The following is a 25352-nucleotide window of genomic DNA, read 5'->3' on the forward strand; positions in this document are numbered from 1 at the left end:
CCCACCCTAGGAAACGGTCAAGAGCTCGCGGACGCGAGGGATGACTTCCTCGCCGTAGAGGCGGATCGACTCGAGCCGCTGCTCGTGCGGCAGGGAGCCGACGGAGTACTTGAGCTGGAAGCGGGACAGGCCCAGGGTGCGGACCGCCCAGGCGATCTTCTGGGCCACCGTCTCCGGCGAGCCGACGAAGAGGGCGCCCTGCGGGCTGGCGGCCTGCTCGAAGGCGATCCGGCTGTAGGGACCCCAGCCGCGCTCGCGGCCGATGCGGGTCACGACCTCGGCCTGGTGGGGGTAGAGCTGGGCGCGGGCCTCGTCGTCGGTGGCGGCGACGTGGCCCGGGGAGTGCATGCCGATGGGCAGCTCCGGGAGACCCAGCTGGCCGAGCGCGTCGCGGTAGAGGTCGGCCAGCGGGACGAACGCCGCGGGCGAGCCGCCGATGACGGCGAGCATCAACGGCATGCCGTAGCGCGCCGGGCGCACCACGGACTCCGGCGTGCCACCGACCCCGATCCACGCGGGCACCCGACCGGCCGCCGTGGTGGGATAGACCCGCTGGTCGACCAGCGGCGGGCGGAAGCTGCCCTCCCACGACACCGGCTGCTCGGACTGGAGCGCGGCGAAGAGGTCGAGCTTCTCGGAGAACAGCCGGTCGTAGTCAGCGAGGTCGAGGCCGAACAGGCCGAACGACTCGATGAACGAGCCGCGGCCCAGCTGCACCTCGGCGCGCCCACCGGAGACGGCGTCCAGCGTCGCGAACCGCTCGTAGACGCGGATCGGGTCGTCGGAGGAGAGCACCGTGACGCCCGTGCCGAGGCGGATCCGCTCGGTGCGGCCGGCGATCGCGGCCAGCACCACGTCGGGTGCGGTGATGGCGTAGTCGGGGCGGTGGTGCTCACCGAGGCCGACGTAGTCGATGCCCACCCGGTCGGCGAGCACCGCCTCGGCCACGACCTCGCGGAGCGTCTCGGCGTGGTTGCCCGGCGCACCGTCGAGCGGGGCGTCGCCGAAGGTGTCGAGCCCGAGCGAGGGGTGCTCCCTCGTGCCGAGCACGCTGTGGTCGAAGGGGGCGGTCGAGCCGGACATCGGACTCCTCAAGGTTGGTTGAAGAGTGAACCATGGCCGCGAGGCGGCCATTCCCGACAGCCGGCGGGCCTCACTCCCCGGCCGTGATGCGGGCCAGCGCCACCACCGCCTGCGCGCGGGACTCGTCGTCCTGCGCCGCCTCCAGCAGCTCGCGCTGCCGGCGGGCACCCGTGCCGTCGGCGAGGAGCCGCGCCAGCCCCGCCGACACGAGGTCGTGGTCGCCGGCGTCGCGCAACGCGTCCCCGACGTGCTCGAGGAGGTCGGCCACGACGTCGGCGGCGGGCCGCGAGGTGCCCGTGGGCGGGTGCACGAGCTCGCCGGTCAGCCCGTAGCGACCGGCCTTCCACCCCGCGAGGCGGATCAACGGCGCCGGTACGTCCGGAGCCGCCACTCCCTCGGACCAGTGGCGTGCGGCGGTCTCGACCAGCGCCCGGGCGAGGGCGGCGACCACGACGGTGTCGCGGACGTCGAGGCAGACGTCGGCCGTGCGGATCTCCACGGTCGGGTGCCGTGCGGACAGCCGCGCGTCGGTGTAGACCATCGCCTCGTCCACCAGGACGTCGGTGGCCAGCATCGCCTCGACGTAGCGGCGGTAGGCGTCGGCCGAGCCGAGCAGCGGCGTGGGCCCGGAGCTCGCCCAGCGCATCATCATCTGCGACCGGTAGCTCTCGTAGGCGGTGTCGAGCGACTGCGACCACGGGGAGTTGGCGCTGATCGCGAGCAGCAGCGGCAGCCACGTGCGGATCCGGTCGAGGACCCCCACCCCCTCGTCGGCACCCGAGACCTCGACGTGGACGTGGCACCCGCACACGAGCTGCTCGGCGATGGTGAGGCCGTAGCGCTGCGCCATCACGTCGTAGCGCGGACTGCGCATGACGCGGGTGTCGCCGGCGAGCGGCGAGGTCCCGGACGCGAGGACCCGGGCGCCGACCTCGAGCGCGCCGGCGCGGGCACGCTCGCGCCACGCGCGCAGGGCGTCCTCGAGCGCTGCCAGGCTGCGGACGGGCGGGGTGTCGGTCTCGACCTGGGTCTTGTGGAGCTCGTGCCCGATCGAGCCACCGTGGTCGTCGCTGGGTGCCGGGTCCTGCCGCTCCCTCGCCTCCGCGGCCCGGATCACCTCCGAGGCGACGTTGCGCGGCTCTCCCGAGCGCGCGTCGACGAGGACCAGCTCCTCCTCCACCCCCAGTGACCGCATGCGTCGATCCAAGCACCGCCCGGCGTGGCCGCGGCCCATCTCTTCGGGCAGGGATGTGAGCGGCCCTCGAAATGGGGTTCGCCCGTGAGTCCCTCGGGGACTCACGGGCGAACCGCTGAGCTGGTGTGTCAGCCGGTGCGGGTCAGCGACCGCGGCTGAACGACGACGCGCTGTGGCCGCCGGAGCGCGGGGCCGAGGCGCCGGACTGCCCACCCTGGCCGCCGCGACGACGGCGGTTGCCGCCACCGCCCTGGCCGCCGCCGGAGGCCTGACCGCCCTGGCCGCCGGCCGAGCCCTGGCCGCCGCCGGAGCGACGACGCTGGCCGCCACCGGCGGGGGCGCTGCCGCTCTCGCTGGTGTAGGTGGTCGGGTTGCCGCGGCGCGACTGGCCGTTGGTCTGGCCGGTGCGGCGGGCGCGCTTGCGCTGCGCGTTGCCACCGGTGGAGCGACCGCCCCCGGTGGAGACCGGGACGTCGACGACCAGGCCGCCGGGCACCAGCGTCCGCTCGCCGGGCGCGAGCTGCTCGAGCACCGGGTGGCCGGGACCGTTGACCTTGGTGGTGGTCGGCTTGATGCCGGCCAGGCGGGTCAGGTCGCGCACGTCGCGCTGCTGCTCGTCGGTCATGAGGGTGATGACGGTGCCCTCGGCGCCGGCGCGCGCCGTACGACCCGAGCGGTGCAGGTAGGCCTTGTGCTCGACCGGCGGGTCGGCGTGCACAACCAGCGCGACGTCGTCGACGTGGATGCCGCGGGCAGCGATGTCGGTGGCGACCAGCGTCGTGGCGGTGCCGGCGTGGAACGCCTCCATGTTGCGGGTGCGCGCGTTCTGCGACAGGTTGCCGTGCAGCTCGACGCTCGGCACGCCCGACTTGTTGAGCTGGCGGGCGAGGGCCTTGGCGCCGTACTTGGTGCGGGTGAAGACGACGGTGCGACCGGGGGCGCTCGTCAGGTCGACCAGCACCGGCACGCGCTGCTCGCGGCTCAGGTGCAGCACGTGGTGGTGCATGGTGCCGACGGGCGACTGCGCCGAGTCGGCCTCATGCGTGGCCGGGTCGGTGAGGAAGCGCTTGACGAGGACGTCGATCGCCTTGTCGAGCGTGGCCGAGAACAGCATCCGCTGGCCGTTGCGAGGGGTCTTGTCCATGATGCGCCGCACGCCGGGCAGGAAGCCGAGGTCGGCCATGTGGTCGGCCTCGTCCAGGATGGTGACCTCGATCGCCGAGAGGTCGGCGTAGCCCTGGCCCATGAGGTCCTCGAGGCGGCCGGGGCAGGCGATGACGACGTCGACGCCCTTCTTGAGCGCGGTGGTCTGCGGGCCCTGGCCGACGCCGCCGTAGATCACGACGGTCGAGAGGCCGGCGGCCTTGGCGAGCGGGGCGAGCGAGGCGTGGATCTGGCCCACGAGCTCGCGGGTCGGGGCGAGGATCAGCGCGCGCGGCTTGCGCGGCATGGCCGGCAGCTTGCTCTTGTCGAGGCGAGCCACCAGGGGGAGGAGGAAGGCGTACGTCTTGCCGGAGCCGGTGCGGCCACGGCCGAGGACGTCGCGGCCGGCGAGGCTGTCGGGCAGCGTCGCGGCCTGGATCGGGGTGGGAGTGGTGATGCCCTGCTGCTCCAGGATCTGGGCGAGCGAGGACGGGACGCCGAGGGCGGCGAAGGTCATGTGAGTTGCTTTCGGTTGGCGTCTCGCCACCGTGAGCCGCTGCGCTGGACGTGTGCGGCGTACGTGCCTCAGAAGTGAGGGAAGGAGCCGCGGTCAAGCGGCGACCTGCGCCCGGGGCAAGACCGGCCGGGCGTCTGTGGACCCAACGCTAGCGTGACGGGTGGTGTTCCCGTGAATCGTTTGCGGTGTGAGTCCCGCCTCGGACGCAGGTCGACCCCTCAGGCGCAGCAGGGCGCGGCGTCCCCGACCAGCTGCTCGCGGGACTCCTCGACCGTCACCTCGGTGAGGTCGTCGGTGATCGTGTAGACCTCCCAGCGCTCGCCGTCGGGCGTGCCCTGCACCCAGAACTTGTCCTGCTTGGCGTAGCAGCACGTGGTGTCGCGCTCCTCGGTCGTGGCGAGGCCGGCCGCGGCCAGGCGGGTGAGCTCGGCGTCGACCGTGTCGACGTCCGACACCTCTACGCCGAGGTGGTTCACGCTGCCGCCGTGCCCGGCGTTCTCGATGAGGACGAGCTTGAGGGGCGGCTCGGCGACCGCGAAGTTCGCGTAGCCGGGACGGACCTTGTGCGGCGCCGTGCCGAAGAGGGTGGAGTAGAAGGCGATCGACGTCTCGAGGTCGTCGACGTTGAGGGCGAGCTGCAGGCGGGACATGGTGGCGCTCCGTTCACGTGGGTTCATATAGATGGATGTCGATGTCCCGAGGTTGCACCACGCATCGACGTCTGTCAATATCGACGGGTGTCGAAGTCTGTACTCACCCTGACCCCCGTCGAGACCGCGGCGTGCTGCTCCCCCCTGCTGCGCGAGCCCCTCTCCACCGTCCAGGCCGAGCGCGTCGCCCCGCTCCTCAAGGCGCTGGCCGATCCCGTCCGGCTGCGGCTCGTGTCGATCGTCGCGGCCAGCGAGGGCGGCGAGGCCTGCGTGTGCGACCTCAACGACGCCTTCGACCTCTCCCAGCCGACCATCAGCCACCACCTCAAGGTGCTGCACGACGCAGGCCTGCTCGACCGCACCAAGCGGGGCGTGTGGGTCTACTACGCCGTACGCCGCGAGGTGCTCGCCGACGTGGCCGCCCTCATCGGCGGGAGCGCGTGAGCGCTGACGGCGAGGTCGTCGACCGGCTCTCGACCCTCGACCGCTTCCTGCCACTGTGGATCGGTCTGGCCATGGCGGGCGGGCTGCTCCTCGGCCGCACGGTGCCCGGAATCGACGACGCACTCTCGGCGGTCGAGGTCGGCGGGGTCTCGCTGCCCATCGCCGTCGGACTGCTGGTGATGAGGTACCCGGTGCTCGCCAAGGTCCGCTACGACCGCCTCGACACCGTCACCGCTGACAGGCGCCTGCTCGTGGCGTCGCTCGCGCTCAACTGGCTCGTCGGCCCGGCGCTGATGTTCGCGCTGGCCTGGACGATGCTGCCGGACCTCCCCGCCTACCGCACGGGGCTCATCATCGTCGGCCTCGCGCGCTGCATCGCCATGGTCATCATCTGGAACGACCTCGCCTGCGGCGACCGGGAGGCCGCGGCGGTGCTCGTGGCCCTCAACTCGGTGTTCCAGGTCGTCGCCTTCGCCGGTCTCGGCTGGTTCTACCTCGAGGCCCTGCCGCGCCTGCTGGGTCTCGACGGTGCGGCGCTCGACATCTCGGCGTGGGAGATCGCCGCGTCCGTGCTGGTCTTCCTGGGGGTGCCACTGCTGCTGGGCTGGCTGTCACGGACCTACGGTGAGCGGGTCCGGGGCCGGGAGTGGTACGAGTCGGCGTTCCTGCCGCGGGTCGGGCCGTGGGCGCTCATCGGCCTGCTCTTCACGATCGTCGTGCTGTTCGCGCTCCAGGGCGAGCAGGTGACCGACCGGCCGCTCGACGTGGCACGCATCGCGCTCCCGCTGCTGGTCTACTTCGCGCTCATGTGGGGAGGCGGCTTCGTGCTCGGCCGCCTCCTCGGCATGTCGTACGCCCGTACCACCACGCTGGCCTTCACCGCCGCCGGCAACAACTTCGAGCTGGCCATCGCCGTCGCCATCGCGACCTTCGGGGTCACGTCGGGTCAGGCCCTCGCGGGCGTCGTGGGTCCGCTCATCGAGGTCCCCGTGCTCGTCGCCCTCGTCTACGTCAGCCTTGCCCTGCGCGACCGCTTCCCCGACCCCGACACCGACCCCGTCCCGTCCGTCCAGGAGAGCGCCCGATGACCACGCCCACCGTCCTGTTCGTCTGCGTCCACAACGCCGGCCGCTCCCAGATGGCCGCCGGCTGGTTGCGCCACCTCGCCGGGGACCGGGTGGAGGTCCTCTCGGCGGGCTCGGCCCCGGCGGGGTCGATCAACCCCGTGGCGGTCGAGGCGATGGCCGAGGTCGGCATCGACATCTCCGGCCAGCAGCCCAAGGTGCTCACCCCCGAGGCGGTGCAGACCTCCGACGTGGTGGTCACGATGGGGTGCGGCGACGCCTGCCCCTTCTACCCCGGCACGCGCTACGAGGACTGGGCTCTCGACGACCCGGCCGGACAGGGCATCGAGGCCGTCCGACCGATCCGTGACGAGGTGCGGCGGCGTGTCGAGGAGCTCGTGGCGTCCCTCGCCTGAAGCTCAGGCGCTGGCGCGGCGCACGAGGGTCGGCGGGATGATCAGCCGCATCGGGTGGCTGGTGCCGACGTGGTCGACCCGCTCGAGCAGCAGCCGCGTCGCGCGCTCGGCCATCTCGACGACCGGTTGCCGCACCGTCGTCAGCGACGGGGACGTGCGCTCGGCGACCCCGAGGTCGTCGTAGCCGACGACCGCGATGTCGTCCGGCACCCGGCGGCCCAGCTCGGCCAGCACCCGCAGCGCGCCCGCGGCCATCAGGTCCGAGGCGACCACGAGGCCGTCGAGGTCGGGGAAGCGCTCCATCAGCTCCCGGGCGGCGAACACGCCGCTCTCCTCGGTGAAGTCGCCGTGGGCGACCGCGTCGACCGGCAGGCCGGCGGCCGTCATGGCCTGGCGCCACCCGGCGAGGCGGTCGGCGGCGGCGGTCATGTCGGACGGACCCGCGATGGTGCCGATCCGCGTGCACCCGCGGCCGATCAGCACCTCGGTCGCCTCGCGCTCGCCGGCGGTGTTGTCGACGTCGACGTAGGCCACCTGGTCGCCGCCCGTCCACGGCCGGCCGCCGAAGACGCAGGGCAGGCCGATGTCGGCGAGGTGCTCGGCGAGCCGGTCCTCGCGGTGGTGGGACACGACGAGCGCGCCGTCGACGTGGCGGTTGGTGAGGTAGCGCAGCGTCCTGGCCGTCGAGGCGCCCGGACGGGCGAGCAGCAGCACCAGCTGGATGTCACGCTCGCCGAGCACCCGGGTGACCCCGCGCAGGGTGCCGGCGAAGAACGGGTCGCTGAAGACGCGGTCGTCGGGCTCGGGCACCATCACCGCGATCGAGTCCGTGCGCCGGGTGACCAGGCTGCGGGCCGCCGGGTTGGGGACGTAGCCGAGCGTGCGCACCGCCGTGTCGACCGCGGACTGCGCCCGGGCACTGACCCGCTCGCCTCCGTTGATCGCCCGCGAGGCCGTGGCGCGCGAGACGCCGGCGACGCGCGCCACCTCGTCGAGCGTGGGCGAACCCTGGCCCGACGAGGTGCGCGGCGTGGTCACCCGCGCCACGCTAGCCGCCCAGCGACTCGGTCGCGGGCAGCATGCCGGTCCGCGAGAGCTCGGCGTACCAGTGGGCGCTCGACTTGGGGGTGCGCAGCTGCGTGTCGTAGTCGACGTGGACCAGGCCGAACCGCTTGGCGTAGCCGAAGGCCCACTCGAAGTTGTCGCAGAACGACCACTGGAAGAAGCCGCGGACGTCGACGCCCTCGTCCACGGCCAGGTGCACCGCGCGGAGGTAGGAGTCGAGGAACGCGATCCGGTCGGGGTCGTGGACCACGCCGTGCTCGTCGGGGACGTCCGCGAAGGCGGCGCCGGTCTCGGTGAGGTAGATCGGCAGGCGCGGGTAGTCGTCGTGGAGGCGGCGCAGCAGGCGGTGGAGGCCCTCGGGCTGGATCTCCCAGCCCATGTCGGTGACCGGAAGCCCCCGGCTCGGGAAGGTCACGTGCTCGGAGCCGACGAACGGCGACACCGCGACGCGGTCGGGTCCGTCCGCGCCGACGCCGACGACGTCGGTGCGCAGGTGCCCCGAGACCTCGTTGCCGTGGTAGTAGTTCACGCCCAGCACGTCGATCGGCGCGGAGGTGATGGCCAGGTCGCCGTCGCGCACGACGTCGTACCAGGGCTTGCGCTGCCACGTCAGGTGGGAGGTGTCCTCGAGCAGGTCGGCGGGGTAGGAGCCGCGGAAGACCGGGTCGAGGAACAGCCGGTTGTGCAGCGCGTCGATGCGGCGGGCCGCGTCGACGTCCACCAGGTCGTCGGGGTCGCTCGGGTCCGGCACGGTGAGGTTGAGGCTGAGGCCGAGGCGGTCGGCGCCGCGGCTGCGCAGCTCGGTGGTGACCAGGCCGTGGCCCAGCAGCAGGTGGTGCGCCGCGACCAGCCCGGCCGCCCCCTCCTGCCGGCCCGGGGCGTGGTGGCCCGCGGTGTAGCCCAGCAGCGAGGAGCAGAACGGCTCGTTGAGCGTCGTCCACGTCGGCACGCGGTCGCCGAGCACGTCGTGCACGGCCAGCGCGTAGTCGACGAAGCGGTGGGCGGTGTCGCGGTTGGTCCACCCGCCCGCGTCCTCGAGTGCCTGCGGCAGGTCCCAGTGGTAGAGCGTCAGCCAGGGGGCGATGCCGTGGCCCAGGAGCTCGTCGACGAGCCGGTCGTAGAAGGCCAGTCCGGCCGGGTTGACCGGGCCCGCGTCCGGTCGCACGCGCGGCCAGCTCACGGAGAACCGGTAGGACGTGGCGCCGAGGTCGGCGAGCAGGGCAACGTCGGAGGGCATGCGGTGGTAGTGCTCGCACGCGACGTCGCCGGTGTCCCCTCCCATCACGGCGCCGGGGACGCGGGAGAAGGTGTCCCAGATGGAGGGCGTGCGTCCGTCCTCGGCGACGGCCCCCTCGATCTGGTAGGACGCGGTGGCCATGCCCCAGGTGAAGTCCGCCGGGAAGCGGACCTCCCCGGTGCCCACCGCGTCGTCGAGGGGCTTGCTCTGGACGGTCATCCCTTGACTGCTCCTTGCATGATGCCGGCGACCAGCTGGCGGCCGGTGAGGACGAACAGGATCAGCAGCGGCACGGTGGCCAACGTGGCTCCGGTGAGGACCAGGCTGTAGTCCTTGAAGAAGCCGCTCTGCAGCTGGTTGAGCGCGACCTGGACGGTGGGGTTGTCCGCCGGCAGGGCGATGAAGGGCCAGAAGAAGTCGGTCCAGGTGGCCATGAACGTGAAGAGCCACAGGATGGCCGCGGCCGGCCGGGCCGCCGGGCCCACGACGTGCCACACGACCCGGATCTGCGAGCACCCGTCCATCCGCGCGGCCTCGATGAGCTCGTCGGGCACGGCGTCGACGAGGTACTGGCGCATGAAGAACACCCCGAACGCCGTCACGAGCGTGGGCACGATGATCGACCACGTCGTGCCGGTCCAGCCGAGCTCGGACATCAGGATGAAGAGGGGTACGACGCCGAGCTGGGTGGGGACGGCCATGGTGGCCACCACCCCGGCCAGCAGCAGGGACCGGCCGCGGAACCGCAGCTTGGCGAAGGCGTAGCCGGCCAGGGTGCCGAAGATGACGGTCGAGGTGGCGCAGACCGAGGCGACCAGCACGCTGTTGCCGACGGCCTTCCAGAACGGGACGGTGTCGATGACCCGGCTCGCGTTGTCGAGGAAGTGGCCGCCGGGCAGCAGCGGGGGCACGCCCTGGGCAGCCACCTGCGCGGTGTGGGAGCCGAGCAGGAAGGACCAGTAGAACGGGGCTGCGGAGCCGATGACGAAGGCCGCGAGCAGGCCGTAGACGAGGAAGCCGGGACGTCTGGTCACTTGTCCGCCCCCAGGCTCCCGATGCGCTTGATGAGGACGAGGTTGACCAGGGCGATCAGGAGGATGAGCACGAAGAGCATCCAGGCGGTCGCCGAGGCGCGGCCGAGGTCGCGCAGCTGCCAGCCGAAGTCGTAGACCAGCATCGTGATCGTGCCGAACTGGCGGTCGCTGCCGCCGTTGCGCGCGGTCGTCTCGTCGAAGAGCCGCGGCTCGGCGAAGATCTGCAGGCCGCCGATCGTGGAGGTGATGATGACGAAGATCATCGTGGGCCGGATCATCGGCAGCGTGATGGAGAGGAACTGCCGCACGCGGCTGGCGCCGTCGAGCGAGGCCGACTCGTAGAGGTCGCGCGGCACCGCCTGCATCGCGGCGAGGAAGATCAGGGCGTTGAAGCCGGTCCAGCGCCAGTTGACCATCGTGGCGATGGCCACGTGGCTGGCGAACCGGTCGGTGTGCCAGGAGATGGGGCCGATCCCCACGGTGCCGAGCAGCTCGTTGAGCAGGCCGTAGCGGTCACCGAAGACGCTGCCGAAGATGATCGCCACCGCGACCGGGGAGACCACGAACGGGAGCAGGATGCTCATCCGCCACCAGGTCCGACCGCGCAGCTGGTTGTCGAGCAGGCCGGCGAGGACCACCGCGATGATGACCTGCGGCACGGACGAGAGCACGAAGATGCTCAGGGTGTTGACGACCTGCTTGGAGAAGTAGGGGTTGGCCCAGACGTCGCGGTAGTTCTGGAGTCCGACGAAGTCGCCCTGGCCACCCAGCAGGCTCCAGTCGTGGACGGACACGTAGGCGGTGTAGGCCAGCGGGAACGCCCCCACGATCGCGAACACGATGAAGAACGGGGAGATGTAGAGGTAGGGCGCGGAGCGCACGTCCCACGCCGCGCGGCGCTCGCGCCACGAGCGCCGGACGACCGGCTCCGTCCCGCCGGGCCGACCCGCCCGGGGCGGGGAGGTGGTGGCCTCCCCGCCCCGCGACCCGGTGGGGTCGAGTGTCTGCTGGGACAAGGGACTCAGCCCAGCGCTGCCACGTCGGCCTGGAACTGCTCCCACGACTCGTCGGGCTCCTGGGCGCCCTCGTCGACGCGGAGGACCGCCGCCTGGAACGCCGTCAGGATGTCGGAGTACTTCGGACCCTTGTAGGGCTGGACGGTGATGGCCTCCGCCCGGTTGGCGTAGATCTTGCCGATCTCGGCGTCGTTGAAGTACGGGTTGACCGCGTCGGTGATCTCAGGCGCGTCCTGGGCCTCGAGCTGGCTCGGGAAGGGGCCCTTGGCGGCGAACGCCTTGGCCTGCTGCTCCGGCGCGGAGAGCCAGGCGGCGATCTCCTTGGCCTTCTCGATGTTGTCGCCCTGCGCCGGGACGGTCAGGTAGGACCCGCCCCAGTTGCCGCCGCCGCCGGGGAAGACGTCGGCGATGTCCCAGCCCTCGACGCCCTCGGCGTTGCCCTCGATGATGCCGAGCATCCAGCCGGGGCAGAAGGTCGTGGCGAAGCCGTCGTTCTGGAACGAGGCGGTCCAGTCGTCGCCCCACTGCGCGAGCTGCGTCGACAGGGTGTCGGAGTGGCCCGTGACGTCGTCCCAGACCTTCTTGAGGTCGGGGTTGTCGGTCTGGATGGTGTTGTCGTCGGCCTCGAACGGGTTCTCGACCTGGTTGAGCATCGCCTGGCCGAGGGCCCCGGAGGAGTCGTACCACGCGGTGTCGGGCACCTTCTCAACGAACTCCTCGCCCAGGGCGAAGTAGTCCTCCCAGGTGCCCATCAGCTTGGCCACCTCCTCGCGGTCGGTGGGCAGGCCGGCCTTCTCGAAGAGGTCGGCGCGGTAGCACACGCCCTCGGGGCCGACGTCGGTGCCGTAGCCGATCATCTGGCCCTCGGAGTTGGTGCCCTTCTCGGCGACGAAGTCGAGCCAGCGGCCCTCCAGCTCCGGGTCGGTGAGGTCGGCGAAGGCGTCGCTCTCGGCCAGCACGGCGGCGATCGCGTCGCCCTCGATGGCCTCGATGTCGGAGAGTCCCGAGCCCGCGGCGAGCTTGGTGTAGAGGTTGGCCTTGGCGTCGTCCCAGGTGCCGACCTTCACCTGCTCCAGGACGACCTCGTCCTGCATCTCGTTGTACTCCTCGATGAGGCCCTCGTAGCCGAACTCGTTGAACGTCGCGACGGTGATCTTGGTCTTGCCGTCCGACGTGGTCGCGTCGTCGTCGCTGCCGCCGCACGCGGCCAACGTCGACGCGAGGGTCAGCGCCAACAGCGCGCTGGTGGCGAGCCGAGCTCGCCGGTTCCTGGATGTCTGCACCACTGCACTCCTGCCGTCCTGCGGATCGCCGGGGCGAGGTGCCCGGCCGGGAAGGTGGACGGGAGCGGGGTGTGAGAGCGCTTCCACTTTCGTCCGAGCGCCACTATGGCGTGCGTCACACGGCAGTGTCAACGGGGCGCTGGCAAGTCGTGACCCAATCGTGAGAGCGCTTCCATAATCGTGCGCGTCCTCGTCCTCGTTGCGCGTGCATCCACGGCGCCCCGATCGGTCGTCGCGACCGCCCGGAAGACCGGTCAGGACCAGCGCAGCACGCCGTCGTCGAGCCGCGCGCTGCGCAGGGCGACGGCGTCGCGGACGTAGCTCTGCTTGAGCGTCCACGGCGCGACCGTGCCCTGGCGGGGCAGCGTGTGCACCACCCGCTGGACGTAGCCGGCGTCGAAGTCCATCAGCGGCACCTCACCGACCGACTCGTCGCGCACCGGGACCACTGAGCGCGTGCCGGTGGTCCGCATCCGCCGCAGCACCCGGACGACGTACTCGGCGACGAGGTCCGCCTTGAGCGTCCACGACGCGTTGGTGTAGCCGATGGTGAAGGCGAAGTTGGGCACGTCCGAGAGCATCATGGCGCGGTAGGCCATGGTCTCGTGCGGCTCGACGGTCTCCCCGTCCACGCTGAGCTCGGCGCCGCCGAAGACCTGCAGGTTGAGCCCGGTGGCGGTGACCACGACGTCGGCCTCGAGGTGCTCGCCCGAGACCAGCCGGATCCCGGTCTCGGTGAACGCCTCGATGCGGTCGGTCACCACCGACGCGGTGCCCTCGGAGATCGCGGTGAACAGGTCGCCGTCCGGCACCAGGCACATGCGCTGGTCCCAGGGGTCGTACGTCGGGCGGAAGTGGGTGTCCACGGCGTAGCCCGGCGGGAGCAGGGCGACGTTGGCCTTGCGGACCACGCTCCGCACGAGGTCGGGGCGCTGCCGGCTGAGCCGGTAGAGCGCCGACTGCACCACGATGTTCTTCCAGCGCGTGACGGAGTAGGACGCCCGCTCACCGACCAGCGAGGTGAGGCGCCGCTTCACGGCGTCCCTGGCGGGGACGGAGAGGACGTAGGTCGGTGAGCGCTGCAGCATGGTGACGTGGGCGGCGCCGCTCGCGGCGAGCGCCGGGACGAGGGTGACGGCCGTCGCTCCGGAGCCGATCACCACGACCCGCTTACCGGTGTGGTCGAGGTCGTCGGGCCAGTGCTGGGGGTGCACCAGCCGGCCACGGAAGCGCTCCTGCCCCTCGAAGCGCGGCGAGTAGCCCTGGTCGTAGTCGTAGTAGCCGCTGCACGCCCAGAGGAAGTCGGCCGTGAGTGTGCGGGTGGTGCCGTCGACCTCCACGGTGACGGTCCAGCGGGCCGTGCCCGAGTCCCACGCGGCGCGCGTGACGCGGTGCCCGTAGCGGATGTGGCGGTCGACGCCGAACTCGCGGGCGGTGTCGCGGACGTAGTCGAGGATGGACGCCCCGTCGGCGAGCGCGGTGTCGCCGCGCCACGGGCGGAACCGGTAGCCGAGCGTGTGCATGTCGGAGTCCGACCGCACGCCGGGGTAGCGGAACAGGTCCCAGGTGCCGCCGCTGGTCCCGCGGCGCTCCAGCACGGCGTACGACGTCCCCGGCAGGTCCTTGGCGAGGTGGGCCGCGGCGCCGATGCCCGACAGGCCCGCCCCGATGATCAGCACGTCCACGTGCTCAGCGGTGCTCACACCTCCGAGCGTAGGCGATCGGACCCGCGAATCGTAACTGGGAGTTACACGCTGGCGTGGAGCTCGACGAAGCGGGCCAGCAGCCGCACCGGCTCGGTCACCAGCGCCTCCCGCGCCGCGGACTTGAGGAGCTCCTGCTCGTGCGGCTCGTAGTAGCCGTGGGCGCTGTAGGCGTCGATGCGGTCGCAGATGGCGACGGCGTCGAGCTCGGGGTGGAACTGGGTCGCGTAGACGTTGCGGCCGATCCGGAAGGCGTGCACGGGACACGTGGCGGTGCCGGCCAGGAGCACCGCCCCCTCCGGCAGGCGCGCGACCGCCTCCTTGTGGCCGAGGTAGGCGGTGAACTCCGCGGGCAGCCCGCCGAAGAGGTCGTCCTGCCGGCCGGCCTCGGTCAGCCGCACCGGCAGCGCCCCGATCGGCTCGCCCCACCTCCGGTCGACGAGACCGCCGCGCAGCCCGCCGAGCACCCCGATCCCGTAGCAGGCGCCGAGGAAGGGGAAGTCCGCCGCGACCACCCGCTCGGCGAGGTCGCGCAGGTCGGCCTCGGCCTGCCGCTGCGCCGGCGTCTTGAGGTCGTCGGGGTCGGACACGTTGAACGGCCCGCCGCCGAGGACGATGCCGGACCAGTCGTCGAGGTCGACCTCCCCGAGCGGCCCCTGCTCGAGCCGGACCCGCACGAGCTCGTCGGCGCGCAGGCCGCACCCGGCCAGCACGGCGTCGTACTCCTGCTGGGCGACGTCGTCCTCGGCGCGGGTGCCGAGGAAGAGGAAGGGCTTCATGACGTGTCCGTGCCCCTCACGCCTGGACGGCGGCGCCGCCGGCGATCAGCGCGTCGACGTCTCGGACGCCCCACGCGGCGAGCGCCTCGCGGGTGTGCTCGCCGGGCCGCGGCGGGGGTGCGCCGAGGCTCGCGGGGGTGCGGGAGAAGCGCGGCGCGGGAGCCGGCTGGGTGACGCCTCCCGGGGCGACGAAGGTGCCGCGCGCGGCGAGGTGCGGGTGGTCGGGCGCCTCGGCGAGAGGTACGACGGGTGCGACGCACGCGTCCGTGCCGTCGAAGACCTCGGCCCACTCGGCCTGCGTCCGCTCCCGGAAGCGCCGGGTCAGGGCGCCGCGGATCGTGGCGTGGTTGGCCGGGTCGTCGCGGTCCGGCAGCTCCACGCCGATGCGGGCGACCAGGTCCGCCCAGAACTGCGGCTCGAGCGCCCCGACGCTGACGTGGCGGCCGTCTGCGGTCTCGTAGACGTCGTACCAGGGCGTGCCGCCGTCGAGCAGCCCCGAGCGCCGCCGGCCGGTGTCGAGGCCGATCGCGGCGAAGGTGGAGGCGATGGCGTTGAGGTGCGCGGTGCCGTCGACGATCGCCGCGTCGACGACCTGGCCGCGGCCGCTGGTGCGCGCCTCGAGGAGCGCGGCGAGGACGCCGACGACGAGGTAGGTCGACCCGCCGCCGAAGTCGCCGAGCAGGTTGCCGGGGAAGTGCGGGCGGTCCCGGTCCTGGCCCAGCCCGTGGAGGGCGCCGGTGACGGCGACGTAGTTGAGGTCGTGGCCAGCGGCCCGGCTCCACGGCCCGTCCTGGCCCCAGCCGGTCATCCGGCCGTAGACCAGTCGTGGGTTGCGCGCGTGGCACTCGGCGGGCCCGAGGCCGATGCGCTCGATCGCGCCGGGGCGCAGGCCCTCGACCAGCACGTCGGCGTGCTCGACCAGGTCGAGGACGGCCGCGACCGCCTTGGGGCGCTTGAGGTCCAGCGCGACGCTGGGCCTGCCGCGGTTGAGGAGGTCCTGGTCCCCCATCGCGAACATGCCGCCGCCGGGGCGGTCGACGCGGACCACGTCGGCGCCGAGGTCGGCCAGGAGCATGCACGCGTGCGGGCCGGGGCCGATCCCGGCGATCTCGACCACCCGCACGCCCCGTAGCGGACCGGTGCCCTGACCCAGCTCGTACGTCATGCGGCTGATCATGGCACCGGGACTGTCGTCGGAGGACCGGGGTTTCACGGGGCGGTGGGCGGGAAGAACGCATCCATGGACCAGGTCAACCTGACGCACGCGGCGTTCTCGGAAGCCATCCGCGACGTCCAGGACGCTGCGGCGCGGCTGCACCGTGACCGCGACCGGATCGACGACCGCGTGTCGGGATATCTCGGCAGCGGTTGGACCGGGATCGCTGCCGACTCCTTCGTCGAGGCGTGGGCGGAGTGGAAGTCCGGCGCGACCGACGTGCTCGAGGGCCTCGTCGCGATGGGCGAGCTGCTCGACGCCACCCAGAAGGACTTCATCCAGCAGGACGACGCCTCCGAGCAGGCCATGAACCAGGTTGCGGCCCGCATCGTCGATCGGCTGGGCTGAGCGATGACCGATGCCTTCGCCGTCGACCCCGACGAGCTCGACGCCGTGGTGGCCGACATCGCTCGCACCGAGCAGGCGCTGGAGACGTTGACCAACGACATCGAGCGGCAGATCGCCAGGCTGCACGAGACCTGGGAGGGGCTCGCGGCCGTCGCGCAGCGCGAGGCCCAGCAGGAGTGGGAGCAGGGGCTGCTGACCATGCGGCAGGCTCTCGCGGACCTGCGGGTCGCAGCGGCGCAGGCGAGCCGCAACTACGCCGAGGCTGCCGACACCAACCGCTCGATGTGGGAGGAGCTCGGATGAGGATCGACGTCGACTCGGGCGGCTACGACTCCGCGGCCGACGCGCTCGTGGGCGGCAACACCGTCCTGGCGAGCGGCTACACCTCGCTCACCGGCAAGCTCGGCGGCTACTCCGCGATGGCCGGCGACGACACCACGTCGGAGGACTTCGTCCGCACCTACGACTCCGCGGCCGCCGACACTGTCGCCGCGTTCGCCGAGCTGACCACCGCCTACGGCAACCTCGCCGTGCTCAGCAGCGCCAGCGGCGCCAACCACCGCGACGCCAACCGGAGCTCGGTCTACGCCCGCAACGCCCCCGCCGGCGACGAGCCCCCGGAGCCGCAGCCCGAGACCGTGTCGACGTACACCCCGCCCAGCTCGCTCGGCGGGGACAACGCCGACATGCCGGAGTTCTGGAACCTCATCGTCGACCACCTCCAGGGCTACGCCTGGCCCAGCGCCGACACCGGAAAGCTGCGCGAGGCGGCGTCGGCCTGGCGCGACGCCGCCGGCGTCATCGACCGGGCGCCGTCCTACGCCACCGTGGCCTCGACGCAGCTGGGCGCACAGCGCTCCCCCGAGGTCCCCTACGCCAAGGCGGCGCTGCGCGACGTCAGCACCCAGGCCGGCGACCTGGCCGACCAGTGCCGCGAGCTCGCGACCGCCTGCGACGACTATGCCGAGCAGGTCGACCAGACGCGCCAGACGATCAAGGACCTCGTCCGCGACCTCGCCATCGAGATCGGCGCGACCGCTGTCGTGAGCGGCGTGCTCAGCGTCGTGACGTTCGGCGGCGCCGCAGCCGTGGGCGCCGGTGTCGCGACGGCGCGGGCCATCTCGTGCGCGCGAAAGATCATCAGTGTCCTCGCCGCGTTGAAGGCATTCCGGGTCGTGGCCGTGATGGCCCGCACGCTGCCGAAGATCCGCGGGATCCGCACCGCGCTGAAGAAGTTCCAGAACATCCGGGCCGTGCGGCGTGCCGCGAAGAAGATCGACAAGCAGCTGTGGTCGCCGGGCAAGTGGAAGTCCAACCCCAAGAACGCCTACAAGCACTTCCAGAAGCACAAGGACGAGTTCCCCGGCGTCAACAACGCCAAGGAGTACGTCGATGCGGCGAAGAAGTTCATGACCGACCCTCCTGCGGGCACCTACACGCGGGTCCGCGAGCCAGGCGGCGACATCCTGCGCTACGACCCGAGGTCGGGGACGCTCGGCATCATGACCAAGGACGGCGTCATGAAGACGATGTTCAAGCCTGACCCTGCAAAGCTGCCGAAGAAGTTCTCGGACGTCTGGGACTATTTCCTCCATGGGTAGCGAGAACAACTGCCGGGTCTGCGGCTACGACTGGGGCGAGCCCCCGTGGGGCGCTTCCGGGCAGGAACCGACGTTCTGGATCTGCCCCTGCTGCGAGGTCGAGGCGGGATACGAGGACGGAGACGTGGAGTCGTCGAAGGCCTACCGTGCCGCGTGGCTGGCCAAGGGTGCGCCGTGGTCCGACCCCGACGAACCGCACGACGGGCTGACCACCGAGGAGCGGCTCGCCCACGTGCCGCCTGGCTTCGAGTGACATGAGCGTCACTCCTGACGATCCGTTCGTCGCTCACACCGGCAGCCCCGAGGCGGCGTCGCTGCTGCGCCGCAACCTCACGGCCATCGCGGACGAGAACCGTGGCACGGCCACGGGGCGCCTGGTGCGTGACGTGCTGGCCGGCCAGCGGGATCTCGGCGACCTCGAGCACGACGCCGACTTCATGGCGCTGGTGCGCGGCGGGGTCCGCCAGTACGAGGACCACCTCGCCTCCCTCTCGCCCGAGGAGAAGGAGCGGCTCTACGCCGACGCACGCGAGCTCGCCGAGGTGGACACGTCCGACGGCGGCCCGGCACCCACGCGTTGATGACAACCGGGCCCTCCTCCGCGAGACCTGAGACGTTGTACGCGCCTTCGCGGACGGTGAGGCCGATCTCGACGCGCTGCAGGCAAGACTCCAGTCCGTGATGGCCCTTCTCCAACGCACCGATGACGCCGTGGGCGTGGCTGCGGTGCTGCACGACGTCGAGGGCGACCTCGAGCTCATCCGGTTCACTGTGTTCGGAGACGACGTCCGGCCGGCCGCGCTCCGCGCGCTCCAGCCGCTCATCCCGCACATCACCGGGCCGGTGCTTCCATCCCCGACGGCGACGTCGTCGCGTCGGTCGACACCGAGCACGGCGTCCTCATCGACACCCCCGGCGGGTGGTCGATCCGGATTGAGGGCGATGGCACCTTGCACCGGCGTGAGTGTGGTGGGGGTAGTCCAGTGAGTTCCCGTTGCCTGTCGGGGTAGTCCAGTGGGTTCCTGCTGCCTGTCGTGGTAGTCCAGTGGGTTCCTGCTGCGCGGAGACGAGTTCCGGGACAGAAGCTCACTGGACTACCCCGCCCCGGCGGCGACGACAACAACCACCACCACGACAACCGCCACCGCCACCACCGGCTTGCAACTCGTTGCATAGGTCGGCCACACTCCTCCCATGGCCCTCGAGCACGCCCTCCTCGTCGCGCTCAGCGAGCGCCCCGCGAGCGGGCTCGAGCTGACCCGGCGGTTCGAGCGGTCGCTGGGGTTCTTCTGGCACGCCACCCACCAGCAGGTCTACCGCGTGCTGGCGCGGATGGAGTCCGACGGCTGGGTGACGGTGGAGGTGGTCGAGCAGGATGGCCGCCCCGACAAGCGCGTGCACACGCCGTCGGCCGAGGGCCGGCGCGCCCTCGCCGAGTGGCTGGCGACCCCGATGCCCATGGAGACCTTCCGGAGCGAGCTCGCCGTCAAGCTCCGCGGGGCGTCGTACGGCGACCGCGCGACGCTGACCCGCCACCTGGTCGAGACCCGCGCGGACCACGCCGCCCGGCTCGCGCACTACGAGCAGATGGAGCGCGACCAGTTCCCCGACCCGACCACGCTCGACGAGCCGGCGCTCGACCAGTGGCTGGTGCTGCGCGGCGGCATCCGGCTGGAGCGGTTCTGGATCGACTGGATCACCGAGTACCTGCAGGCCCACCACACCTCCCCGACCCGTGAGGCATCCGCATGACGCACCCCCGCTACCCCCACCTCCTCGAGCCGCTGACCCTCGGCACGGGACCCGACGCGCTCGTGCTGCGCAACCGCGTCGTGATGGGCTCCATGCACACCGGCCTCGAGGACCACCCGTGGGACATCGACAAGCTCAGCGCCTTCTTCGTCGAGCGGGCGCGCGGCGGCGTCGGGCTCATCATCACGGGCGGGTACGCCCCCACCAAGCGCGGCTGGCTCAAGCCGTTCGCCTCGGAGATGACCAACCGCCTCCACGCGATGCGGCACGAGCGGATCACCGGCGCGGTGCACGACGCGGGCGGCGCGATCGCGCTGCAGGTCCTGCACGCCGGCCGCTACGGCTACCACCCGCTCTCGCAGAGCGCATCGGACAAGAAGTCGCCGATCACGCCGTTCAAGCCGAGCGCCATGTCGAGCAAGGAGGTCGACCACACCGCGACCGCCTTCGCGAAGAGCGTCGCGCTGGCCCGCAAGGCCGGCTACGACGCGGTCGAGATCATGGGCTCCGAGGGCTACCTCATCAACCAGTTCCTCGCCGCGCGCACCAACGACCGCGACGACCAGTGGGGCGGCTCCGCGGCCCGGCGCATGCACTTCGCCGTCGAGGTCGTCCGTCGCTCGCGCGAGCTGGTGGACGACGACTTCCCCATCGTCTACCGGATCTCGCTGCTCGACCTGGTCGAGGGCGGCCAGACCTGGGAGGAGACCGCCGAGCTCGCCCTGCACCTGCAGGCGGCCGGCGTCACCGTGCTCAACACCGGCATCGGCTGGCACGAGGCCCGCGTGCCGACGATCATCACGCAGGTCCCCCGCGGCGCCTGGCGCTCGCACACCGCGCGGCTGAAGCAGCTCGTCGACGTCCCGGTCTGTGCCTCCAACCGGATCAACACCCCCGAGCTGGCCGAGGACATCCTCGCCTCGGGGGACGCCGACCTCGTCTCCATGGCCCGCCCGCTGCTCGCCGACCCGGCGTTCGTGGCCAAGGCGATGGACGAGCGCGCGGACGAGATCAACACCTGCATCGCCTGCAACCAGGCCTGCCTCGACCACGTGTTCTCCAACGACCGGGCGTCCTGCCTGGTCAACCCGCGCGCCTGCCACGAGACCGAGCTGGTCCTGGTGCCGACGCTGCGCAGGCGCACGGTGGCCGTCGTCGGGGCGGGCCCCGCCGGCCTCGCCGCCGCGACCAGCGCCGCCGAGCGCGGCTTCGCCGTGACCCTGTTCGAGCGGTCGTCCGAGCTGGGCGGCCAGTTCCGGCTGGCGATGGCCGTGCCCGGCAAGGAGGACTTCGCCGACACGCTGCGCTACTTCACCCGCCGGCTCGAGGTCCTCGGGGTCGACGTACGCCTCGGCGCGGAGGCCACGTCCGAGGACCTGGCCGGGTTCGACGAGGTGGTCGTCGCCACCGGCGTCCAGCCGCGGATGCCGGCCATCCCGGGCATCGACCACCCCAGTGTGGCGTCGTACGCCGACGTGCTGAGCGGCGCGGTCGTCCCGGGCCGCCGGGTCGCAGTGATCGGGGCCGGCGGCATCGGCGTCGACGTCAGCGTCTTCCTCACCCACACCGAGGAGGACCTCGACGACTGGATGGCCCACTGGGGCGTCGGCGACCCGACCCTGCACGAGGGCGGGCTGACCGAGCGCAAGCCCCGCACGCCGGCTCGCGAGGTGACGCTGGTGCAGCGCAAGACCACCCCGATCGGCATCGGCCTGGGCAGGACGTCCGGCTGGGCGCACCGCGCCGTCCTCAAGCAGTCGCAGGTCACCCAGGTCAGCGGGGCGACCTACGACCGCATCGACGACGCGGGCCTCCACGTGACCGTGGACGGCGTCGCCCGGGTCATCGAGGTGGACACGGTCGTGGTGTGCGCGGGCCAGGACTCGGTGCGCGGGCTCTACGACGGCCTCGACCGCGAGGCCCACCTCATCGGCGGCGCCGACGTCTCGGCCGAGCTCGACGCCAAGCGGGCGATCAAGCAGGGCACGGAGGTCGTCGCCGCCCTCTGAGCCCGGGGGCCGGTCAGGACCCCAGCGCGGCGACCTTCGCCACCAGCCTCCGCAGCCGGGTGTCGCGGTGGACGGTCAGGGTCCCGCCGTCGCTGTCCAGGCCGAACAGCGGCAGCAGGTCGGGCCGGCCCTCGTGCTCGGCCATGAGCAGCAGGGCGTCGCGGTCGTAGTCGCCGGCGAGCTCGGCGGCCAGCACCGGGTCGTCGGAGGAGATGGCGGTGTTGATGGCGTCGACGTAGTGCGCGTACAGGGCGTCGAGGTCGTCGGTGAGACGCGGCATGGCGGGTCCTTTCGCGGGTCGTGCCCCAGTGTGCCCTGTCAGAGCAGGCGGCCGCAGTGCGGCCACGGGGAGCGCCCGCGGGACTTGTAGAGCAGCTTGGCGCGGTAGGTCTGCTCACCGGGCGACGCGTGGTGGGGCATGCCGGAGCCGCCGACGCTGCGCCAGGTCGCCACGTTGAACTGGTAGAGGCCGTAGTAGCCGGCCGGGTTCACCGCGCGCGGGTTGCCGCCGGACTCACAGCCGGCGAGGGCGCCCCAGTTGAGGCCGTCGGCGCCGTCGACCGAGAAGGGCTGGCGTCCGACGAGCACGCGGCGCGGCTGCGGCTTGCGGACCCACGTGCGCGACGCGACGCGATAGCGCTCCGGCTCGCCGTTGTGCAGCGTGCGCACGACCTCGACCCGCTGGACGCCGGCGCGGCCGTCCCGGACCACCTTGCGGCGACCGGGGGCGAGCTTGGTCGTCGGGACCTCGACGACACCGGGGCGGACGCGGGTGCGCTTCGTCGTACGCCGCTTCTCCACGTCGACCAGGCGCACGGTGTCACCGTGGCGGACGCGCTTGGCGCTCCCGCGGACCTCGCGGCCGTCGCGCACGACCTCGACGAGGTCGTTGCCGTCCACGGGGACGCCCTGGGCCTGCACCAGGCGGCTGGGCCAGGTGCGCCGCGGGACGGCGACCCGGACGACCGGCTCGGTGGCGACCTTGAGCCGGACGGCGACCTGGGCGCGCTCGGGGGTGTCGGCAGCCTCGCTGCTCGCGACCTGGGCGGTGGCGCCGGGCGCCAGGCCGAGGGCCAGGGCGGCGACCGCGGTGCCGGCGACGAGGCCGCGCAGGCGGCTGGTCACCGGGGTCGAGGAGAAGGTGGAGGCGGTTCGGGGGGTGGGACGCACGTGGAGGTACCTCGCGGGGTGGGGGTGCACCGTCGGGGGCGCTCGGACGCGACGCCGTCGGGTCCGGCGTCGAGGCCACGGCGCGCGACACCTCACGAAGGGAGGCCCCCACTCACGGGTGGGACGCACAGCCGGCAGCCCCACCACGACAACACGAGGGCCCGCCGATGTCGAATCCGCGGGCCGCTGTCCCGCGCGTCCCCGCCCGGGTCGTGAGGCGGCTCACCCGCGCGGCTTGCACGCCCCGCCGCGTCGTACGGTCGTGACATGTTGCACGCCCTGCTCGCCACCGCCGGGGTGCGCTCGCGCGCCCGGGCCGCGACCGACGCCGACGACCTCGAACGACCGTCGGGACCACCCGCCACGTGGACGGCCCTCGGCGAGCTGGGCTCCGCGCTCGACGCGGTCCGCCTCGTCGGCGCGCTCCCCCGCCTCTCCGCGGCACCCCGCGGCGACGGCCACCTGGTGGTCGACATCCCGGGCTGGCAGGCACCCGAGCTGACTGGAGCGCCGCTGCGCCGCTTCCTGCGCCGGCTGGGGTACGACGCCCGCGGCTGGGGCTTCGGCACCAACACCGGCGACCCGCGGCGCGACGTGGAGCGGCTGGCCGAGCGCGTCCTCGAGCTCGTCGAGGAGACGGGCTCGCCGGCGTCGCTGGTCGGCTGGAGCCTCGGCGGCGTGATCGCCCGCGAGGTCGCGCGCCGGCACCCGGCTGCCGTGCGCCGGGTCATCACCTACGGCACGCCCGTCACCGGAGGCGCCGGCCACACCACGATCGCCCGCATCTACGGCCGCGGCTCGGACGTCGACGCGGACCGCGTGGCACAGCGCCTAGACGCCGAGTCGCCCATCCGGGTTCCGCTGACCGTGGTGTTCTCGCGCCGCGACGGCGTCGTGGCGTGGCAGGCGTGCATCGACCGCGCGTCCGCCGCGGTGGAGCACGTCGAGGTCTCGTCCACCCACCTCGGCATGGGCGTGGACCCCGACGTGTGGGCCGTGGTCGCCGACCGGCTCGCGGCGCCGGCGCCTGCCATGAGGCCGACCGGCCCGGCCTGACGGTCGCGGCCCGGATGTCGAGGACGCAGAGGTTGCTCCGTCCCCGGTGCAGGAACCACGACACCCACGGAGGATGGCAGTCATGACCCACATCAAGCGTTTCGACCACGTCGGCGTCACCGTCAGGGACCTCGACCGAGCGACCGACTTCTTCGTCAGCCTCGGGCTGGAGGTGCAGGGTCGGCAGCCGGTCGAGGGCGAGTTCATCGACACGGTGATCGCCATCCCCGACTCGCGCACGGAGATCGTGATGCTCGACTCCCCCGGCGGCGGGAGCTCGGTCGAGCTCTCCAGCTTCGTCCGGCCCGACACCGTCGACGGGTCACCCGACGCGATGGCCAACGTGGTGGGCCTGCGCAGCCTGGGCTTCGAGGTCCACGACCTCCGGGCCGCGGTGGACGCCGTCGTGGCGGACGGCTACTCGCTGGTCGGCGGCATCGGCGAGTACGAGGACGTGTGGCGGATGGCGTACGTCCGCGGGCCCGAGGGCATCCTCGTCTCCCTGGCCGAGCGAATCGGCTAGGGCCGGAGCACCGCGACCGGCACGAGGACGCTCAGCCGAGCGGGGGCAGGGTGACGACCTGCCCGGCATAGCTGAGCCCCGCGCCGAAGGCGATGAGGAGCGCGGTGTCGCCGGCGGACGCCTCGTCCTGGCGCAGCATCGCCTCCATGGCGAGCGGGACGGAGGCGGCCGAGGTGTTGCCGGCGTCCACGACGTCGGTGGCGATCGCCACGGACTCGGGCAGCTTGATGTTCTTGGCCAGGGTCTGCGTGATGCGCAGGTTGGCCTGGTGCGGGATGAAGGCGTCGAGGTCGTCGGGGGCGACGCCCGCCAGGCGCATCGCCTCGTGGGCGACCTCGGCCATCGCGAAGGGCGCCCAGCGGAAGACCGCCGTGCCCTCCATCTGGACCACCGGGTGGTCCTGGCCCGTCCCGTGACCACCGATGCAGCTGGGGGTCTGGGTGATCACGTGGGCCTGCGAGCCGTCGGAGCCCCAGGCGGCGGGCCCGATGCCGGGCTCGTCCGACGGTCCTACGACCACGGCCCCGGCTCCGTCGGCGAAGATGAAGGCGGTGCCGCGGTCGGTCGGGTCCATGAAGCGGCTCAGCTGCTCGACGCCGACCACGACGACGTGGGACTCCGCGCCCGAGCGCACCATCGACGACGCGAGGTTGAGGGCGTGGCAGAAGCCGGCGCAGCCTGCGGAGATGTCGAAGGCCGCGGTGCCGGTCATGCCGAGCGCGGTGGCGACCTGCGGAGCGGACGCCGGGGTGTGCTCGGGGTGGGTGGAGGTGGCGACGATGAGGCACCCGACCTGCTCGGCGGTGACGCCGGCGGCCGCCATCGCGCGCTCCGCGGCGGCCGTGGACATGCCGATCAGCGTCTCGTCCTCACCGGCGAAGCGGCGGGTCTTGATGCCGGAGCGGGTCTGGATCCACTCGTCCGACGAGTCGAGGACCTCGCAGACCTCGTCGTTGGTGACGACCCGCTCGGGACGGTGCACGCCCAGGCCCAGCATGGCGGCGTGCGTCAGTTCGGTCGGCTGCTGGATCGTCATGTCGCGAGCATA

At 72.4% G+C, this 25352-nt stretch carries 27 protein-coding genes; 12 read left to right on the top strand and 15 right to left on the bottom strand.

The genetic code is table 11. The annotated features are described in order from the left end of the window. Positions 1-6: 6 nt before the first annotated feature. From HN031_RS06410 to HN031_RS06425, 4 genes are all read right to left on the bottom strand, one after another. On the bottom strand, positions 7-1083 hold the full coding sequence (locus tag HN031_RS06410; RefSeq protein ID WP_172267828.1) for an LLM class flavin-dependent oxidoreductase: 1077 nt from the start codon (positions 1081-1083) through the stop codon (positions 7-9). A gap of 70 nt (positions 1084-1153) precedes the next feature. Then, a complete protein-coding gene (locus tag HN031_RS06415; protein WP_172267831.1) occupies positions 1154-2278 on the bottom strand; it encodes a glutamate--cysteine ligase in 1125 nt (374 codons plus the stop codon). Between the two features lie 142 nt (positions 2279-2420). Beyond that, the gene (locus tag HN031_RS06420) at positions 2421-3938 is read right to left on the bottom strand and encodes a DEAD/DEAH box helicase (RefSeq protein WP_172267834.1); all 1518 of its coding nucleotides are present in this window, start codon (positions 3936-3938) and stop codon (positions 2421-2423) included. Positions 3939-4156: 218 nt separating this feature from the next. Further along, positions 4157-4588 carry an ArsI/CadI family heavy metal resistance metalloenzyme gene (locus HN031_RS06425; protein WP_172267837.1) on the bottom strand — a complete coding sequence of 144 codons (432 nt, stop codon included), beginning with the start codon at positions 4586-4588 and terminating at the stop codon, positions 4157-4159. A gap of 87 nt (positions 4589-4675) precedes the next feature. On the opposite strand from HN031_RS06425, the gene HN031_RS21420 reads away from it, so the two are divergent. From HN031_RS21420 to HN031_RS06440, 3 genes are read left to right on the top strand one after another with little or no spacing between them, the layout of a single operon-like run. Then, entirely contained in the window at positions 4676-5032 is a 357-nt protein-coding gene (locus HN031_RS21420; RefSeq protein WP_367650670.1) for an ArsR/SmtB family transcription factor, read from the top strand. After that, positions 5029-6120 (top strand): ACR3 family arsenite efflux transporter, encoded by a 1092-nt coding sequence (gene arsB, locus HN031_RS06435; RefSeq protein ID WP_367650671.1) that lies wholly within the window; start codon positions 5029-5031, stop codon positions 6118-6120. The genes HN031_RS21420 and arsB overlap by 4 nt, the downstream gene beginning before the upstream one ends. Then, entirely contained in the window at positions 6117-6512 is a 396-nt protein-coding gene (locus HN031_RS06440) for an arsenate reductase ArsC (protein ID WP_172267840.1), read from the top strand. The genes arsB and HN031_RS06440 overlap by 4 nt, the downstream gene beginning before the upstream one ends. Positions 6513-6515: 3 nt before the next feature. On the opposite strand, the gene HN031_RS06445 is transcribed toward HN031_RS06440, so the two are convergent. The 8 genes from HN031_RS06445 to HN031_RS06480 all read right to left on the bottom strand — a co-directional run bounded on the left by HN031_RS06445 (position 6516) and on the right by HN031_RS06480 (position 15794). Next, entirely contained in the window at positions 6516-7550 is a 1035-nt protein-coding gene (locus tag HN031_RS06445) for a LacI family DNA-binding transcriptional regulator (RefSeq protein WP_172267843.1), read from the bottom strand. A 10-nt stretch (positions 7551-7560) separates the two neighbouring features. After that, positions 7561-9033 (bottom strand): GH1 family beta-glucosidase, encoded by a 1473-nt coding sequence (locus HN031_RS06450; protein WP_172267846.1) that lies wholly within the window; start codon positions 9031-9033, stop codon positions 7561-7563. Beyond that, on the bottom strand, positions 9030-9848 hold the full coding sequence (locus HN031_RS06455) for a carbohydrate ABC transporter permease (RefSeq protein ID WP_322423536.1): 819 nt from the start codon (positions 9846-9848) through the stop codon (positions 9030-9032). The genes HN031_RS06450 and HN031_RS06455 overlap by 4 nt, the downstream gene beginning before the upstream one ends. After that, a complete protein-coding gene (locus HN031_RS06460) occupies positions 9845-10864 on the bottom strand; it encodes a carbohydrate ABC transporter permease (protein ID WP_253943028.1) in 1020 nt (339 codons plus the stop codon). The genes HN031_RS06455 and HN031_RS06460 overlap by 4 nt, the downstream gene beginning before the upstream one ends. Before the next feature lie 5 nt (positions 10865-10869). Then, positions 10870-12147: an ABC transporter substrate-binding protein gene (locus HN031_RS06465; protein ID WP_367650672.1), complete on the bottom strand. Its 1278-nt coding sequence runs from the start codon at positions 12145-12147 to the stop codon at positions 10870-10872. A gap of 254 nt (positions 12148-12401) precedes the next feature. Further along, complete coding sequence (locus HN031_RS06470) at positions 12402-13850, bottom strand: NAD(P)/FAD-dependent oxidoreductase (RefSeq protein ID WP_172267849.1); 1449 nt, start codon at positions 13848-13850, stop codon at positions 12402-12404. 44 nt (positions 13851-13894) lie between these two features. Then, entirely contained in the window at positions 13895-14629 is a 735-nt protein-coding gene (locus tag HN031_RS06475; protein ID WP_172267852.1) for a glutamine amidotransferase, read from the bottom strand. Positions 14630-14645: 16 nt separating this feature from the next. Next, positions 14646-15794, bottom strand: coding sequence for a CaiB/BaiF CoA-transferase family protein (locus HN031_RS06480; RefSeq protein WP_301539401.1), 1149 nt, complete (start codon positions 15792-15794; stop codon positions 14646-14648). A 75-nt stretch (positions 15795-15869) separates the two neighbouring features. Between HN031_RS06480 and HN031_RS06485 the strand changes: the two genes are divergently transcribed. The 7 genes from HN031_RS06485 (at position 15870) to HN031_RS06515 (ending at position 21555) form a co-directional block, all read left to right on the top strand. Continuing rightward, entirely contained in the window at positions 15870-16193 is a 324-nt protein-coding gene (locus HN031_RS06485) for a WXG100 family type VII secretion target (RefSeq protein WP_172267855.1), read from the top strand. A gap of 3 nt (positions 16194-16196) precedes the next feature. After that, on the top strand, positions 16197-16496 hold the full coding sequence (locus tag HN031_RS06490; protein WP_172267858.1) for a WXG100 family type VII secretion target: 300 nt from the start codon (positions 16197-16199) through the stop codon (positions 16494-16496). After that, the gene (locus HN031_RS06495) at positions 16493-17794 is read left to right on the top strand and encodes a hypothetical protein (RefSeq protein ID WP_172267861.1); all 1302 of its coding nucleotides are present in this window, start codon (positions 16493-16495) and stop codon (positions 17792-17794) included. The genes HN031_RS06490 and HN031_RS06495 overlap by 4 nt, the downstream gene beginning before the upstream one ends. Next, complete coding sequence (locus tag HN031_RS06500; protein WP_172267864.1) at positions 17787-18047, top strand: hypothetical protein; 261 nt, start codon at positions 17787-17789, stop codon at positions 18045-18047. Before HN031_RS06495 ends, HN031_RS06500 begins: the two co-directional genes overlap by 8 nt. A gap of 1 nt (position 18048) precedes the next feature. Next, entirely contained in the window at positions 18049-18375 is a 327-nt protein-coding gene (locus tag HN031_RS06505) for a hypothetical protein (protein WP_172267867.1), read from the top strand. A 613-nt stretch (positions 18376-18988) separates the two neighbouring features. Continuing rightward, entirely contained in the window at positions 18989-19546 is a 558-nt protein-coding gene (locus tag HN031_RS06510) for a PadR family transcriptional regulator (protein ID WP_172267870.1), read from the top strand. Further along, on the top strand, positions 19543-21555 hold the full coding sequence (locus tag HN031_RS06515; RefSeq protein ID WP_172267873.1) for an NADPH-dependent 2,4-dienoyl-CoA reductase: 2013 nt from the start codon (positions 19543-19545) through the stop codon (positions 21553-21555). Before HN031_RS06510 ends, HN031_RS06515 begins: the two co-directional genes overlap by 4 nt. A 13-nt stretch (positions 21556-21568) precedes the next feature. Here the strand turns inward: HN031_RS06515 and HN031_RS06520 are convergent, their stop codons facing one another. Together HN031_RS06520 and HN031_RS21910 are read right to left on the bottom strand one after the other, a co-directional pair. Continuing rightward, entirely contained in the window at positions 21569-21835 is a 267-nt protein-coding gene (locus HN031_RS06520; RefSeq protein WP_172267876.1) for a hypothetical protein, read from the bottom strand. 38 nt (positions 21836-21873) lie between these two features. Further along, positions 21874-22725, bottom strand: coding sequence for a transglycosylase family protein (locus tag HN031_RS21910; RefSeq protein WP_367650673.1), 852 nt, complete (start codon positions 22723-22725; stop codon positions 21874-21876). Between the two features lie 267 nt (positions 22726-22992). On the opposite strand from HN031_RS21910, the gene HN031_RS06530 reads away from it, so the two are divergent. Both HN031_RS06530 and HN031_RS06535 read left to right on the top strand, forming a co-directional pair. Further along, positions 22993-23781, top strand: coding sequence for an alpha/beta hydrolase (locus HN031_RS06530; protein WP_172267879.1), 789 nt, complete (start codon positions 22993-22995; stop codon positions 23779-23781). Between the two features lie 82 nt (positions 23782-23863). Further along, positions 23864-24304 carry a VOC family protein gene (locus HN031_RS06535; protein ID WP_172267882.1) on the top strand — a complete coding sequence of 147 codons (441 nt, stop codon included), beginning with the start codon at positions 23864-23866 and terminating at the stop codon, positions 24302-24304. Between the two features lie 31 nt (positions 24305-24335). Here HN031_RS06535 and HN031_RS06540 read toward each other — a convergent pair whose 3' ends face one another. Further along, positions 24336-25340, bottom strand: a complete 1005-nt coding sequence (locus tag HN031_RS06540; RefSeq protein WP_172267885.1) for a beta-ketoacyl-ACP synthase III — start codon at positions 25338-25340, stop codon at positions 24336-24338. Positions 25341-25352 lie beyond the last annotated feature (12 nt).

It is taken from the genome of Nocardioides sp. zg-1308 (genome assembly GCF_013155375.1).
Classification (GTDB): domain Bacteria; phylum Actinomycetota; class Actinomycetes; order Propionibacteriales; family Nocardioidaceae; genus Nocardioides; species Nocardioides renjunii.